This is a genomic window from Limnobaculum xujianqingii (assembly GCF_013394855.1).
In the GTDB taxonomy this organism is placed as follows: Bacteria; Pseudomonadota; Gammaproteobacteria; order Enterobacterales; family Enterobacteriaceae; genus Limnobaculum; species Limnobaculum xujianqingii.
Genome location: NZ_JABMLK010000001.1, coordinates 2,343,204 through 2,358,880 on the forward strand (window position 1 = coordinate 2,343,204; position 15,677 = coordinate 2,358,880).

A 15,677-nucleotide genomic window follows, 5' to 3' on the forward strand; every position below is an offset into this window, starting at 1 on the left:
ATCGCTATTCACCCTGTAGAGCCTCCAGGGCTGGCTGCAGGTTAATCGGTTGCAGCATATTAGCGGGAGGATTAGCAATCAGTTCCGGACACAATCGCTCCAAATCTGCCAATAACTGTATCGCATGGGCTTGAGTCCACTGAGTATTTTCACTGATGAGCTTGCTCGCCAGCCAGTGTGTTAACATTTGCTTATCTACCGCCTCATTTTCCCCCAGATAGCGTAACAGTGCAGGCAACAGCTGCTGTAAATTCTGCTGGCGTAATGGCAAAGGCACACCGTGAACCTGCAGGCGATTACGTTCAAGGGAGAGATCAATACCAAAATGATTCAGTAATTCTTTGTGATTGCCAATTCCCAGTTTCTCTTTATCACCCAATGTTAATGCCAGTGGAATCAACAGTGGTTGTGGCTTAAGCGGTTCGGACGACGGTAATAATTGAGTCTGTCGTAAATAGTGCTCCGCCACCGGTAGTGATAATAGAGCCAATACAGCACCCCGCTCTACAATGGCATGGCAAGGTTGCCATACTGACAGCACTCGCCCAAAACTATGGGCTGCACCTTTATCCAGCATGGATGCAGGAATCGGCGATGTTGGCTGTGGGCGAGAAGAAAACTGCGGCATTTTTAGCGTGGTTGCCACATCCGGTAATGGTGCACTTTTTTCCGGAAACAGAGATGGTTTAACCGAATCAGATGAAGTGTCTGATACGTTATTATTGGAACTAACATCAGTTTGCAACAGTCGACGATAAAGCTCATTTTCGCGAGCGACCAGCGTCGGTGAACGTGTTGCTCCTGGTGTATAAGGCGCGGAACTATTGCCACCACCCTGCCCTGAAGATGACTTATCCGTCGCCGGACGTTTGGTTTCATTCTGCGAAGTATTGCTGTCTGCCGGACGATTAAAACGATTTTCCCCGGCAGATGAGCGATTTTCAGGCTGCCAGTTAATTTCGTCGGCTGAATTATCGCTAAGTGGCAATGCCGGAGCACCAGATTGCTGTAATACAGTGACCACTGCCTGATAGATAAAATCATGCACCAGCCGGGATTGATGGAATCTGACCTCATGCTTAGCCGGATGCACATTAACATCCACCTGATGCGGGTCAACTTCCAGATATAAGACATAAGCCGGAGATTGATCTTCTGCCAGTTGGGTCTGATATGCCTGACGTATAGCGTGATTTAATAAACGATCGCGCATCATGCGACCATTAACATAACAATACTGCATATCGGTCAGCGCCCGGGCACCGACCGGATCGACAACCCATCCATCGATTTTCAGGTCACCATGCTGCCATGAAATAGCCAGCGCATGCTGTAAAAACTGGGTACCACAAATGCTGCCTAACCTGCGCTCACGAGGCTCATTCTCTTTTATTGCCCGATACTGACGAATCATTTTGCCATTGTGTTGCAGATTAATGCTGACATCAAAACGTGCCAGAGCAATACGACGGATCACTTCGTCAATATGGGTGAATTCTGTTTTTTCAGTACGTAAGAATTTGCGACGTGCGGGAGTGTTATAAAACAGGTCGAGAACTTCCAGCGTAGTCCCAACCGGATGAGCAGCTGGTTTAAGCGTAACGTCCATATCCCGACCTTCCGCATAGGCTTGCCAGGCTTCATTTTGCTCTACGGTACGGGAAGTCAGAGTTAAACGAGAAACGGAGCTGATACTGGCCAGCGCTTCTCCACGAAATCCGAGGCTGATAATCGCTTCCAGATCGTCAAGGGTGGCAATTTTGCTGGTTGCATGACGAGCCAATGCCAAAGCAAGCTCATCTTTGTTAATTCCACAGCCATTATCACGGATGCGAATAAGCTTAGCGCCACCTTTCTCAATATCGATATCAATGCGAGTTGCTCCGGCATCCAGGCTGTTTTCCACCAGCTCTTTCACCACGGATGCCGGCCGCTCTACAACTTCTCCAGCGGCAATTTGGTTTGCTAACTGTGGTGGCAAAACCTGAATCGGCATGACAACTCCTGATAATAAACCCGATATTTATGAACTTGATATAGTCAGAACCTGCCCTAAACGCACTTCATCTGACATCATTTTATTATTCTGCTTTAATTCTGCGATGCTAACGCCATATCGACTACTGATGCCGGACAGAGTATCACCCTGTACTACCTTATGTTTACGGATATCAGTCGTCTTTTTTACAGATTTAGTCTCTTTTTTACTTGCGGAAACCGTTACCTGATTAGTTATGGGGGCCGTTGCAGGCACTTTCAAGCGCTGACCAACCCAAACACTCTCTTTTTTCAATGAATTTAGTTCGGTCAGCATTTTCGTGCTTGAACCATAGCTTACTGCAATTTGCGATAGGGTTTCACCGCGTTTAACCACATGAACTGATGTTTTACCCTTACTATCCCTATTTCCATTGCCGGCCAGCGCTTTGGTCTGCTCAGCTGGAACCTTACTTTTTTGGATAGCACTGGTCTTTTTCGGCGGAGTGGCAGAATCTAGTGGGTGAGCCTGAAAATAGCTGCGAATACCTTTATAGATAGCCTGCGCCAGCTTATTCTGGAAATCTGCACTACCCAATAAACGCTCTTCACCAGTATTGGAAATAAACCCGGTTTCTACCAGCAAAGAAGGAATATCTGGTGAACGCAATACCCCTAAGCTAGCGTGTTCCGGACTGCGTTTATGTAACGACCCAATACGTCTCATCTCAGACAGTACTTTCACCGCTACGTCATACCCTACACGCTGGGAATGACCAAATTGCAAATCCAGCACCGCCTGGCTCAAATAAGGATTGTCTTCGCTGTTTGCCAGCACATCCCCTGCACCACCCAGTAATTCTGACTGCTTTTCATGCTGCTCCAACCAACGTCCTAACTCAGTATTGGCCCGACGATTAGACAATACCCAAACAGAGGCCCCTGTCGCATTACGATTAGGTGCAGCATCAGCATGAATGGAAACCAATAAATGGGCATTTTTATTACGGGCAACGTCTGAACGCCCCATCACAGAGATAAAGTAGTCACCATCGCGGGTTAATACCGCTTTATAGTCAGGATCGTTATCCAAAAGTGCTTTTAGCTTACGGGCAACGGAGAGCGTAACAGTCTTTTCCTGCAACCCATTTAAGCCAACCGCACCAGAATCTTTTCCACCGTGGCCTGCATCAATAGCGATCACAATCTTTTCGCCATTACTATTTCTAACCCGAGCTGGACGGCTTTCGGTTTTGACAATCACATCATCTTGCGGTGCAGTTGCATCGCCCGAGAAAGGATTACGCCCCGTGCTGTTACCTGAAGTTTTAGACTGGTTGGTTTTAGTCGTAGAGGTTTTAGCTGTAGTCGTCTTATTAGTAGTATTGGTGGCGGCTGTTTTTGGTACCGCCTGTTTTTCAGCCTGAATAGTGAATACCACCAGATATTGAGCCCCTTGCTTACTGGAGCTGGCTTTTACTGTGGCATTTTGTTTCAGTTCAAAAACCAACTGAATACTGTTGTTATCTTTTGGGGTACCGGAGCTAATACGATTAACTATGTTTTGGCCGCTAAATTTCAGCGGTAATCCCTGAACAGCACGTCCACTTTGGCGCACATCGATCAGCACTCGCGCCGGGTTTTTCTGGCTGGAATAGGCATATATCGGCTGGCTATCAAACGCCAGTGTTACTTTCGCCTGTGAAGCACTATTATTAACCTGCACATCAATTAAAGATGCCGCTCCGGCTGGCCAGGCAATCGCTAACCACACCAGAGAGAGCAATCCAATCCAGATGTTTTTCATTGTTTTACTTTCCCTGTAACCCAGACTGGTGAGTATCATTAAGACGCGCCAGCATCAGTTCACCTTGAGCGGTTCCCGCTGACAATACAACCTGCCGGCCTTCATCATGGTAACTGAAGTGTAATTCCAGATCTGGCTGAGGGAACATACCGCTTCCTCGCTGTGGCCATTCGACCAGGCACAGACTGTCTGATTGGAAGTAATCACGGATGCCCATAAATTCAAGTTCTTCCGGATCGGCCAGACGATATAAATCGAAGTGATAAACGTTAAAACTGCCTAAATTATAAGGTTCTACCAAAGTATAAGTGGGGCTTTTTACGTTCCCCTTATGGCCTAAAGCCTGTAAGAAACCACGGCTAAAGGTCGTTTTTCCTGCACCAAGATCGCCCTGTAAAAAAATCACACCTGATTTATCACAGACACCCGCCAGTGCGGCACCTAAAGCAACCGTAGCTGCTTCGTCGGTTAATGTTAAAACCAATTCTTTCATGTATTCCTGAATATCATTCAATTAATCAAGGGTTCACCAGCTTCGGTATTTCCCGCAGTAAATCCGTTGCTATCATACCTCTTTCCCCCTGTCGCCATGCGACAATATCTGCGGCGCCGCCGTGAATAACACAACCAGCACAGGCAGCATCAAACGGAGAAAGACCTTGTCCGGACAAGCTGGTAATAATTCCTGATAACACATCACCCATGCCGCCGGATGCCATACCCGCATTACCTACATCAGCAATCGCCAGATGAAGGTTTTCGTCAGCGATAACCGTTCCCGCACCTTTCAGTACCACTACACCGCCATAGCGTTCAGCCAGTTTCTGAGCTGAAAGTAAGCGATCGCTTTCAATTTGTTGAATATTACACTGCAAAAGCCGGGCGGCCTCCCCAGGATGGGGCGTAATGATGCGATTTTGCCGTTTATCGGGGCTGATTGCCAGCAAGTTAAGCGCATCTGCATCCCAAAGCATTATTTTTTCACTGGCACCCACCTGCTTTATGGCCGCTTTAGCCCATTCAGACGTGCCCAATCCCGGTCCAATCGCTATAACGTCTGCCCAGGCGATACCGGCATCCAGGCTCTCTTCGGTCAGTTCTTGCACCATCAACTCCGGGCGAGCGGCTAAAACAGGCGCTATATGCTCTGCACGGGTCAACACCCTCACCAATCCTGAACCGGTGCGTAACCCAGCCTCTGCCGCCATTCGTATAGCGCCACCGGTTCCAATCTCACCACCAATCACCAACAGCTTGCCATGGTCGCCTTTATGGGAACAGGGACTACGCGGCTTAATCCACCGTTGAAGATCGGCAACGGTAAGACGTTGAATCGGGGCATTTTGTTCCCTGACCCAATCAGATAATCCTAAGGCGTCATAATACAGCGCACCGGTAACGTTTCTGGCTTGTCCGGTTAACAGTCCTGATTTGAGCGCAACAAAAGTCAATGTTTGATTAGCCTGAATAACCGCTCCGCTTACCGAACCCGTGTTAGCATTCAAACCGGAAGGAATATCCAGTGCAACAATAGGGGCCGGATACTTATTCGCTTGGTGAATAAGGGTAGTATAAGGCTCTCGTAGTTCAGACTGAATTCCGGTACCTAATAAACCATCAATAATTAAATCGTAATTTTCTGGCCATGCCGCATTCTCCGGCAATACAGAACCATAATTATTGCTCCAGTTATCCCTCGCCTGACGTGCTTCCGGCGGTAATGTAAATGCATCACCACAGCCAACCAAAGTCACTTCAATGCCATATTGTCTGGCATAGCGCCCGATAACATAACCATCGCCACCGTTATTACCGTGCCCACATAAAATTAACCAGCGTCGGGCATCCGGATAGAGTTTACGACATAAAAGAAACGCAGCTTCCCCGGCACGCTCCATAAGTTGATAGAGAGAAACACCGACATGTCGGGCACCTTGTTTCTCATTTTCACGTACCCAGTCGGCGCTGAAGACAGAATGTGGTAAACTTATGCGGTTCCGTTTCTGCTGATGGTCTGTCATGTCACATCCTCTCGATCTCAATCTATTAGCCCAACATATCAAGCAATGGGGGCAAGCACTAGGTTTTCAACAGGTTGGTATCTGTGACACCGACCTGACGCTGGAAGAACCTCGATTGCAAACCTGGCTTGATAAGCAATACCATGGCGATATGGCGTGGATGGCTCGTTATGGCATGATGCGGGCCAGACCCCATGAACTGGAGCCGGGAACACTGCGCGTTATCAGCGTCCGTATGAATTACCTTCCACCCCATGCATCATTCGCAAAATCTCTTGCCGATCCTAATATTGGTTACATCAGCCGATACGCGTTAGGCCGCGATTATCATAAAGTATTACGTCAGCGATTAAAAAAGCTGGGAGAGAAAATTCAGCAACATTGCGAAAATTTACATTTCCGTCCTTTTGTCGATTCGGCTCCGATTATGGAACGACCATTGGCAGTCAAAGCAGGAATTGGCTGGACAGGTAAACACTCACTGATTATTAATCGCGAAGCAGGATCCTGGTTTTTCCTTGGGGAATTACTGGTCGACATTCCTCTTCCCATTGACCAGCCGGTAGCAGAAGAATGTGGGCGCTGTATTGCCTGTATGACTTTATGCCCTACCGGTGCCATCGTTGAGCCCTATACGGTAGATGCCCGACGCTGCGTCTCTTATCTGACCATCGAACTTGAAGGCGCAATTCCCGAAGAATTACGTCCACTGATGGGTAATCGAATATATGGCTGTGATGATTGTCAAATGGGATGCCCATGGAATCGGATAGCACCACTCACCGAAGAGCAAGATTTTCTGCCGAGACCCGCGTTACGCCACTCCTCACTTTTAGAACTATATGCCTGGAATGAGGCCACTTTTCTATCTAAAACCGAGGGCTCCCCTGTTCGCAGAATTGGTCACTTTCGTTGGCTAAGAAATATCAGCGTTGCGCTGGGGAATGCACCTTATCAGGCTGAAATTATTGAAGCTTTAAAACAAAGAAAAGGCCTCTACCCAATAGTTGATGAACATATAGAGTGGGCACTTGCTCGTCAGTGGGAAAAGCGAGAACAGCAAGGTACAGAGGTACTGACACCGAAACAACTAAGACTTATTCGTTCCGTGGAAAAAGGATTGCCCAGAGATGCATAATCTACCTCATAAGAGTGAGAAAAGAGCATAATATAAAACTACAGTAGTTTGTGCATAAAAAAAACAAAAGGCTTTATCTATCAATCGCGAAAAAAACGTCAAGCGATCGAAACAACAATTTTAAAATTAAAAATCCTTTTAATTTCAACTTATAAAGTTTCCGGAATTTTTAGATCATTAAGTAATAATCTTATCCCCTGAGAGAATAAATCTGTGGATAACTCTGTTGACAATAATCAGAAGGCATATAAATAAAGACTCACAGAGGTATTTTAAATACCTCTGTGAGTAACTAAGCAAAGAGCACTAATAATATTAAAACTAAAAGATAGAATTATTCGCTACCGGCTTTAAATTAAAAACTATCGGTGGTAGTAAATTTACCGCCACCGCTTGAGGAAGAAGAACTAAAACTTCCCCCACCGAATGAAGAAGAGGAACTATATCCCCCACTTCGGGACGAAGATGGGCGACTGGAACTGCTTCGGGAAGACGATGAACTGCTGGAGCTTGAGCTGGATGTAGACCAGAAGCCACCAGAAGAACTTGAACCAGAGCCGTAGCCGGAAGAACTGGAGCTATTATTGCTCGGCACGTACCTGACACTTTTTAATATTTCTAACAAATGGCGGGAACCAAAATCACCGCTAAAAATTGAAACTAAAATAGTTTCGATTTGATTTATGCCAATATCATAATGGTATTTACTACGATTCAAATCACTATTAATAAAACTCTGCGCCATCGCATGAATACGATCGTATTCCGTGCCGACTCTTACCCATTCGGGATAGCGTGTAGCAATATCATTTTCAAACGAAGCAATACTATTTTTCGTTGCCAGTACTCTTTTCAATAACTCATCATCTAAAGATGATTCTGTTTTTAAGGTCAATGCATTTAACCTATCCAGTGGTAGTGTTTGCATTACCTCGGCAATTTTAGCGGTAACAGATTCAAATAATATACCGTCTCCGGTGATATTTTTACGCAGCTCTTCATGCAACTTTTTAATATTAATATGGCCTTCATCGAGCACTTTTCCTAACCGGTCTAACTGCTGGTTTACTTCCGCCAGGCCTACATTTTGTGCAGCGCCGGCAATCATTGTGTCACGCTCGGCAGAGAGCGCTTCCAAACGCTGATTTATAGTCAATTGACGTTTAACAATCTCCTGCTTCATCGCATGCAGCATGTTGTAATTACGGAAATTACGAGGGAAATCAACCTGACGAGCTAACCAGTTATCAAGATTACGGAAAATCCATTTTCCCCGATAATCAGGCTGACCAAACTTACGCTGCATTAAATAATGAAACGAAGAGTTTGAATCATATTCAGCCAGTTTGTTATCAGCTTCTTCCTGTATTTGATGGCTCAATCCATTAATCGATAATGCCTCATTATCAACCTGAATATATTTGTTATTCAGGGATACAAAGGCAGGATCTTGCGACAGCAGTTCATCACGACGCTTTTCTAACTCTCCGGCTTCTGCCGTTAGTTGGTCATACTTCTGCCGATCTTTTTCTGCTTTTTGTTTTAACGTACTCAGCCGAGTATTTAAATCTGCTATCTGGCTTTTCAGCTGATCAATCAATTGATTAATCTGATTAATCTGATTAATATCCTGAACGTTAGGACTCTCCAGCAGTAACACTTTGGCCATCTGCTGGTAGATACTCATCAGTTCTTTTTTTAACTCCACGATCTTTTCGCGGCTGGACATAATATTGGTGTTCAGTTCGCGGGAGCGTCTTTCCAGCTCAATCTCATGGTTATAGATAAGGTTTGATACTTCAGAAGCTTTCATCACTTACCACTCCATAATGATTTTGCCGTTGCTGGAACGAGCATAGTTGAAATTCAGCGAACCAACCGGCTTTTTGCCCGCCAGATTATTTTGAATATGGCCATCATCCATTTTATCTTTTCTGACTTTCAGATATTCACTTTGTGGAACCTGCAATCCAAAGATGGTCACCTGCCGAAGTTTGCCAGTTTCAGAATCCGTCAGCCACAACGGGAAGGCTCCCCCTTGTGGTGTTAATGCTTCAACCACCACATACCAGGTTTTACCGCCGCTATCGTCATAGGTTCTTTCCACCCCAGACTTTTCACCAACGCGGTCAACAATGGTTAGGGTCAGGTTGGTCTGCGCCAGCTGTTTCAAATACTCCAACTGTTGCAGCGTTTCTTTAGCTTGCGTAACGCGAAACAGACTCAGATCGTTCTGAATAGCATCCGCATAACCTTTAACCGTTTCCTTATCCTGTTGAGATTTAACCAGACTATTCAATGAACTAACGACACTATCGGCCTGTAACGCTAGTTTATGAATATCAAGCGCGTCTCTGTAGCTGGCTTCCAGTGAAGTTAGATCAGCATTGAGAGTAGGCGAGTTATTAGCCACTGCATAGGTTGCAGTATCAAAAGCTTTACGAACCGGCTGATATTTTTGATACAGCTGCTCAAAACTCCTGGCATCAGCAACCTGTTGAATACGCCAGTCATTACTTACTACTGATTGATAACGAGTCAGTGTATCGCCCAGTGATCGATAGTCTTTCTCCATCATCTGGTAAATAGCAGTCAGATACTCTTTTTGATCCAACAGGGCAGGACGAGAAGACTCGCTCAAGTTCAACGTACGATCGAAAGCAACCTGCTTCTCGCGCAGTTGCGCTATCAACTTAGCGCTCTCATCTTTCAGAGCCTGGCCTTGTGATGTGGCATAGCACAGTGGCTTCTGACTTAACGAATCGAATTCACGCTGATAACCTGCGATGTTCTTAATCAGCTGAACTTCAGCTTCTTGCTGTGTAATAATCGAATCTTTTACTACTCTGGTCATCATATAGTCAGCGCTAAAATAGACGCCCAGCGCAATTAATACCGCGATAAACAGGTAAACAAATATTCGACGTTTAAGGTAAAGCTTAGCCAGCAGGCGCTGATGCCATGCAGGCTTAATCATTTGAAAACGCAATCGATCGGAGAACCATTCATTCACGCCCTGTTCTATCAGTTCGTCCTGAATGTTCATGCCTCTCGACTGGTAATACTCCTTGATTTTTTCAGCGATTTTGCGGCGTAACCCGGCAGGATTAAGCTGCTCCTCTAACGCGATCTGCTGCTGATAGAGGTCATCAATAATCGCCATTGCACCTAACTGATCGCTAAGCTTTACTTCACTCATTCAACAGCAGCCTTCAGCACAATTTCAGAGAAGCGACGTTTTCCGTCTTCTACGATATTTTCCAGCTCTTTAGCATTGTTGGTTGACTCAGCCCGCAGCTCTTCAATGAGTTTATGGCTGGATTCCTGATAGCTGGTAATGGCGTTCACCAGTGAGCGAATAGATTCTGCTTTGATGGTAGAACCATAACCCGCACGCAATCCTGCTTCCAGATGCTTATTGCCAGCTTCCGCAATAGTTTCCAGACCCTTGTTGATGCCGTCTTTCATCGCTTCTAATGTTTTAGTGCTTTCAGACAGGCCGCTTAATGATGTCATTGAGGCAGACAATGCGGTAAATACAATTTCATTGGTGGAGAAAAACACCACGCTCTGGCGATAAACCCGCTCTTTTACTGATGAAGTTTGCTGTAAACGGGCAAATACCGCTTCCGCAGAGTTATAAGCTACCAGCAGGTTTTCAGTCAGATCTTTCACGATCTGATAGCGCTCATCTTCTTTTTGCATTAAACGCAGTGCTTCATCACGGCTCAGTTCTAAACGAGCCAGCTCAGCGGCATCAGTGGTGGTTACGCTCTCTCTGGTATCATGAGCGGCCTGGAGCTGAGTTTTACACTGTTCCAGGCTTTTTTCCGCCAGCGTCAGCAGTTCCTGAGCATCAATCTGAGCCTGTTTTAAACCAAAACGGAAATCCTGATATGCATCCAGAATGGTACGCTCACGGCTGATTTGCTCGGATGAGGCTTTAGCAACCTCCATATAGGTTTCTTTGATCTTATTAAAACGGTCGGGAATTGAACCTCTGACTAATACCATCCAGCCATTCTTCACGCGTTCAACCAGATCCAGCTTACCGTCATCCAGCCAGGTCACCATATTTTCAGCATCATTACGAATAGAATCGAATGCCGCCACAATTGTGCCCTGACGGTTAGCGATATCCATACCCATGATGTTGTCACGTACGATGGCGTTGAAGCTACTTTGTTGTTGTAGAGTACGGGCAATAGCAACTACGCGATTATTATCAAGATTAGAAATAGCATCCAACAGCGTCATGACCGGCGCTTCTGGCTCTCCGGCAACAATAATGCCAAGTTGTTTAAGTTTTTGAACCGCGCGGTCAGTATATGAAACGATAGAATTCATCAGGTTATCCTTGCTTTAGTGCGATATAGGTACGCTAACAGAGTGTGTTTTTCTGACTGCTCCCCGAAGTATCCCTTTCAGTACATTATCGGAACTGGTTCCCCAGCATAGTGTCAGCAATCTGATCTGCCGGATGTTATACCATTCCTGAACTTTTATGCCAATAAAAGAGTAAACACCAAAAACAACAAATCCATTATTAATCATTTGGTTATATTTATATTTTTGCATTACCTGTCTAAATATTTTCTTTTAAAAGCGTTGTATATCGATAAATCGATTCACCTCTTATTTTTGTACTAGGCTTAATTGTTGGGAGGGAAATAACTTAATTTTCGTCCTGCAGGAAATGGTTAAACATAAAAACTTAACGTTTCTTACCTATCTAATATCTTGATTTTAAAAGTTAATCTTTAGCAAAGACGTATAAGGAATGGAAAGATGTCAACAACGAATACGATTAAGCTTAAAGATGGAACGACGCTGTACTATAAGGATTGGGGTTATGGTCAACCAATAGTATTCAGCCACGGCTGGCCACTCTCTTCTGACGCCTTCGAAGACCAAATGCTGTTTCTCGCAGCCCATGACTATCGGGTAATTGCCCATGACCGTCGGGGACACGGGCGCTCTTCCCAACCATGGGGAGGCCACAATATGGATCAATATGCAGACGATCTGGCTGAATTAACTAAAGCGCTGGATTTGCGTGATGCAATACATATAGGGCATTCAACCGGAGGTGGTGAAGTTGCTCGCTATATAGGTCGTCATGGTACTCAGAGAGTATCAAAAGCGGTATTAATTGGCGCAGTTCCCCCCATTATGTTGAAAACCGACTTCAATCCGGCAGGACTGCCCAAAGAGGTGTTTGATGGTATCCGTAAAGGGGTACATGACGATCGCTCGCAGTTCTTTAAAGATCTGTCAGAAACCTTCTATGGTTTTAATCGTCCCGATTCAAAACCGTCACAAGGGTTGCGTGACAGCTTCTGGTTACAAGGAATGTCGGGTTCAATTAAAGCTTTGTATGACTGTGTAAAAGCCTTCTCTGAAACCGACCAACGGGAAGATCTCAAAAAAATGACGATCCCAACGCTGGTTATTTATGGTGATGACGATCAGATTGTGCCACCAAAAAGCTCCAGTGAAGCGGCTATCAAGTTGCTGCCAGATCCACATGTTAAAGTGTATAAAGGCGCATCACATGGCCTTTGCAGCACTCACAAGGACCAAATTAATAAAGATTTACTGGAGTTTATCAGAGGGAAGTAGCATCTCTGCATCTATCGATAACAAAAAATCAGGCCCCAGAAATTATTGGGGCTTTTGATTAACATTTTGCTGTCACACGCTTTTTTGCAACGTTCTATTTGATACCCTGTACAGACAGACGCTAAAGTGTGTAATGAGTTGTAGAGCAAGCTATTACTACCCGGCAGCATTTAATAAAGCCTCATTAGATGGAGCGAAAATCTGTTAACTAATACAGATATATCAAAAGGATGTGCTTGTGCTGAGTCTATCTAGAAATATCTTTCTCGTTCTGGTTTGTTATACCGGAAGTTTTGGCAATTATGCCTACGCACTTTTTGAAGGGCTCCCACCCAACTATTTTGAAGCACAACTGTATCTTTCAGAAGGTCAGGGAAGATTTGTCAAAATGACGAAACTTGATGATAAATCGCTGACGGCTATTCTGACTATAAAAGGCACAAAATTTCAAACTCATGCTTTTGATAAAAGTAATCCTGAACAAAAGAATATCGGCAATAAACCCGCCCCGATTTACAGCTCGCCTGAGCTTCCTGTTTATCCCTCGCTTTTAAAGCCAAATAGTAATTTGGCAACGCGTATGTTTAGCAACACTGCACAACAAAGCTTATTTATAGCTTATGGCCTTGAAAGCGGTAACCAGGCCTGTATTGATCATCATTGTATTAAACAACGGGCTAAAAAGGATTTTGAATTTCATGGTTTTATGTTAATCCCCCTCTCGTTATATCGGGCGGATTCCGCAGAAAACCAATATCGTCCTACTGTTATCGGATTTGATGGAGTAGAAAATTCACCTGAATCTGCTCAACCGCAAGTGGTCTTTACACAGTATTCAGGTGAATGGAATGAGGACTTAAAGAAACAGGCAAAAGATTTCTTTGAACAGGGATGGGCAAGCATTTATAAAAATATAAGTTTCCCTGAAAATATTTCTTACCAGCAACCTGCCATTGAAAGCGTGCAACTCCAGGAATTACGTAAAATATATTCTGAAGTAGCTGCCACTCAATTTGGTTCCAAGGGGTTTAACCAGGCATTTACCAAGATGCAAACTTTTTTTAAGCATAACCGCTATCAGGATCTGGATAAGGAAAATAAACATTCTACCTATACTATCTGGCTTACTGATTATGGCTATTGGCTGTTCAAAACCAACCAAACTCAAGAGGCAATTGAAATATTGCATGAAGCAGTCAGTCGTGATGCAGGCAACCCAGCCAAGTATCTGGTGCTGGCTGATGCACAAATGCATATGTCAATGTCGATGCCCTACCGTCTGGAGCTAAAAGAAAAACGCACCTACTATTCGCTGGCAGCCAAAGATAATTACCGACAATACTGTCGATTTATGCTGGAGCAAGACAAAGAAATCAAAGGGGAAACTCAAGTACGAATTAAGCATTATCTTGGTATTAATGAGATTAAGCCGGAGTATTGTATAGCTCATTTTCGGCTGGTAAATGCAGTACGGAATGGGAAGTTGAACCTGGTGCAATCCCTTATTGACCAAGGACTCAATGCTAATATTCAGGGTTATTATGGCAGATCGCTACTGGGTTATGCGGTGAACAATAATAACTATAATATGGTTTCACTGCTGCTTAAAAATGGCGCTGACGCAGCCTTTACTGAAGGTGAAGGCAATGGCAGACAGGGGATTTTAGTCTTTGCTTTGAAAAACCTCAGTTGGCAAGCCGGGCGTTTAGCCAAAGACCAACCGCTTAATACACGCCTTGCCGATCTTTTATTGTCAAATGGAGCAGATATAAACGCACTTTCATTAAATAATTCCTGGGTATTAATGGATGCAATTATTGACCGCGCTGATGAAAGAGTCATCCGCTATCTCCTGGCTAATGGCGCTAACCCACAACTAAAAGAAGCCAATACCTATAAAACGCCTTTAATTGCCTCTTTGACAAGAAACTTATTAGATACTGCACAAATATTAATGCAGGAAGGTAAAGCAGATGTGAATTACACCACTTATTCATCACTTTATCAGTGTGGAACGCCTTTAATATTCTTTCTGAATGAACTGGATATTCGCGAACGAAGAGATAAAGTTGGTTCTGTTAAACCCGAAGTTATTACAACGCTGAAAATGCTGTTTGAAAAAGGTGCCGATCCTACATTAGGAGGGAAATCAAAAGGTAAAGAATGCAGTGAAAAAAATGGCTGGGAAGTGGTTGAAATGCTGGCCCGAAAAATTCCTTCTCCTGAACTACGCTGCATAATTGATCAGCACCGCCCATCAGACGCAGTTTCATCCGATAAAGAAAACTCGCCTTTATGCCATTTGAAGTTAGTCAAAAAACCAGAGCTAAAACACGGGAAGTGGGTTTATTGGAATAATTCGAACATGAAATATTCAAGCATCTATAAAAACGATAACAAAATTAGCATTTGGAGAGGTTGGGATAATTCAAACAAAACTACATTAGAACAAAATTATGGTAGCGATAGTGATAAAAGCAAATGACTGTTAAATTAAAACAGTATAACTGTCATCATATTAGCTATTGTTTTAGGGGTAAGAATTTTGGAGCGGGAAACGAGACTCGAACTCGCGACCCCGACCTTGGCAAGGTCGTGCTCTACCAACTGAGCTATTCCCGCATTAGGAGGTATTTTACTGACCGCTGTTATCTGAAATTTGGAGCGGGAAACGAGACTCGAACTCGCGACCCCGACCTTGGCAAGGTCGTGCTCTACCAACTGAGCTATTCCCGCATCTCAATGCAGATAACCCCTTACGCAAGATAACTTGTTGTTATAACGCTATGATTATAAAAACAAAATAACTACACCCTGCGTTTGGATGCGCTGCATTATGTACTAAACTCATAACGCTGGCAAGACTTTTAACGAAAATTTTTACTGGTCAAAATAACCGCAAACCCTACTGTCGCAACTCATGCAGACGATTTTTTCATCAATTTATCAAAATTGGCCTGTAGGGGTTGTCTGAGTTTGGGTGGCGGTTTTCTCAACCATTACAGGATAAGCCAAAAGCGTCATTGCATCATTTTATATCGGTAAGTAATCACTACCCTGATGTTGGCATTGTTTGATACTTTAGCTCTTCACCAATTTTAACCAGACTTGG

The 15,677-nt window shown here is 44.3% G+C and carries 10 protein-coding genes and 2 tRNA genes; 3 read left to right on the top strand and 9 right to left on the bottom strand.

What is annotated here, in order from left to right; genetic code table 11:
* Positions 1 to 4 precede the first annotated feature (4 nt).
* Genes mutL through nnr form a run of 4 tightly spaced genes read right to left on the bottom strand, consistent with a single transcriptional unit; the run spans position 5 to position 5,805 of the window.
* Positions 5 to 1,996 carry a DNA mismatch repair endonuclease MutL gene (mutL, locus tag GOL65_RS10610; protein ID WP_140919686.1) on the bottom strand — a complete coding sequence of 664 codons (1,992 nt, stop codon included), beginning with the start codon at positions 1,994 to 1,996 and terminating at the stop codon, positions 5 to 7.
* Between the two features lie 27 nt (positions 1,997 to 2,023).
* Positions 2,024 to 3,784 (bottom strand): N-acetylmuramoyl-L-alanine amidase AmiB, encoded by a 1,761-nt coding sequence (gene amiB / locus GOL65_RS10615; RefSeq protein WP_140919685.1) that lies wholly within the window; start codon positions 3,782 to 3,784, stop codon positions 2,024 to 2,026.
* 4 nt (positions 3,785 to 3,788) lie between these two features.
* Positions 3,789 to 4,277 carry a tRNA (adenosine(37)-N6)-threonylcarbamoyltransferase complex ATPase subunit type 1 TsaE gene (tsaE, locus tag GOL65_RS10620; RefSeq protein WP_140919684.1) on the bottom strand — a complete coding sequence of 163 codons (489 nt, stop codon included), beginning with the start codon at positions 4,275 to 4,277 and terminating at the stop codon, positions 3,789 to 3,791.
* 25 nt (positions 4,278 to 4,302) lie between these two features.
* The gene (gene nnr, locus GOL65_RS10625; protein ID WP_179038310.1) at positions 4,303 to 5,805 is read right to left on the bottom strand and encodes a bifunctional ADP-dependent NAD(P)H-hydrate dehydratase/NAD(P)H-hydrate epimerase; all 1,503 of its coding nucleotides are present in this window, start codon (positions 5,803 to 5,805) and stop codon (positions 4,303 to 4,305) included.
* Between nnr and queG the strand changes: the two genes are divergently transcribed.
* Positions 5,804 to 6,943, top strand: coding sequence for a tRNA epoxyqueuosine(34) reductase QueG (gene queG, locus GOL65_RS10630; protein WP_140919682.1), 1,140 nt, complete (start codon positions 5,804 to 5,806; stop codon positions 6,941 to 6,943). The genes nnr and queG overlap by 2 nt on opposite strands.
* 355 nt (positions 6,944 to 7,298) lie before the next feature.
* On the opposite strand, the gene GOL65_RS10635 is transcribed toward queG, so the two are convergent.
* The 3 genes from GOL65_RS10635 to GOL65_RS10645 are packed head-to-tail and all read right to left on the bottom strand — an operon-like array spanning position 7,299 to position 11,290.
* Positions 7,299 to 8,759: a hypothetical protein gene (locus tag GOL65_RS10635; RefSeq protein WP_179038311.1), complete on the bottom strand. Its 1,461-nt coding sequence runs from the start codon at positions 8,757 to 8,759 to the stop codon at positions 7,299 to 7,301.
* On the bottom strand, positions 8,760 to 10,142 hold the full coding sequence (locus GOL65_RS10640) for a DUF6384 family protein (RefSeq protein ID WP_140919680.1): 1,383 nt from the start codon (positions 10,140 to 10,142) through the stop codon (positions 8,760 to 8,762).
* Positions 10,139 to 11,290: a merozoite surface protein 3b gene (locus tag GOL65_RS10645; protein WP_228723090.1), complete on the bottom strand. Its 1,152-nt coding sequence runs from the start codon at positions 11,288 to 11,290 to the stop codon at positions 10,139 to 10,141. Before GOL65_RS10645 ends, GOL65_RS10640 begins: the two co-directional genes overlap by 4 nt.
* 441 nt (positions 11,291 to 11,731) lie before the next feature.
* On the opposite strand from GOL65_RS10645, the gene GOL65_RS10650 reads away from it, so the two are divergent.
* Both GOL65_RS10650 and GOL65_RS10655 read left to right on the top strand, forming a co-directional pair.
* Positions 11,732 to 12,565: an alpha/beta fold hydrolase gene (locus GOL65_RS10650; protein WP_140919678.1), complete on the top strand. Its 834-nt coding sequence runs from the start codon at positions 11,732 to 11,734 to the stop codon at positions 12,563 to 12,565.
* Between the two features lie 238 nt (positions 12,566 to 12,803).
* Positions 12,804 to 15,050, top strand: coding sequence for an ankyrin repeat domain-containing protein (locus GOL65_RS10655; RefSeq protein WP_140919677.1), 2,247 nt, complete (start codon positions 12,804 to 12,806; stop codon positions 15,048 to 15,050).
* Positions 15,051 to 15,111: 61 nt separating this feature from the next.
* Here the strand turns inward: GOL65_RS10655 and GOL65_RS10660 are convergent.
* Positions 15,112 to 15,187: transfer RNA gene (locus GOL65_RS10660), tRNA-Gly, on the bottom strand.
* A gap of 38 nt (positions 15,188 to 15,225) precedes the next feature.
* A tRNA-Gly gene (locus GOL65_RS10665) sits at positions 15,226 to 15,301 on the bottom strand.
* Positions 15,302 to 15,677 lie beyond the last annotated feature (376 nt).

Excerpts from the sequence above, each read along its gene's own strand:
- mutL (WP_140919686.1), bottom strand. The coding sequence starts at position 1,996 with ATGCCGATTCAGGTTTTGCCACCACAGTTAGCAAACCAAATTGCCGCT.
- amiB (WP_140919685.1), bottom strand. The coding sequence starts at position 3,784 with ATGAAAAACATCTGGATTGGATTGCTCTCTCTGGTGTGGTTAGCGATT.
- tsaE (WP_140919684.1), bottom strand. The coding sequence starts at position 4,277 with ATGAAAGAATTGGTTTTAACATTAACCGACGAAGCAGCTACGGTTGCT.
- queG (WP_140919682.1), top strand. The coding sequence starts at position 5,804 with ATGTCACATCCTCTCGATCTCAATCTATTAGCCCAACATATCAAGCAA.
- nnr (WP_179038310.1), bottom strand. The coding sequence starts at position 5,805 with ATGACAGACCATCAGCAGAAACGGAACCGCATAAGTTTACCACATTCT.
- GOL65_RS10640 (WP_140919680.1), bottom strand. The coding sequence starts at position 10,142 with ATGAGTGAAGTAAAGCTTAGCGATCAGTTAGGTGCAATGGCGATTATT.
- GOL65_RS10645 (WP_228723090.1), bottom strand. The coding sequence starts at position 11,290 with ATGAATTCTATCGTTTCATATACTGACCGCGCGGTTCAAAAACTTAAA.
- GOL65_RS10650 (WP_140919678.1), top strand. The coding sequence starts at position 11,732 with ATGTCAACAACGAATACGATTAAGCTTAAAGATGGAACGACGCTGTAC.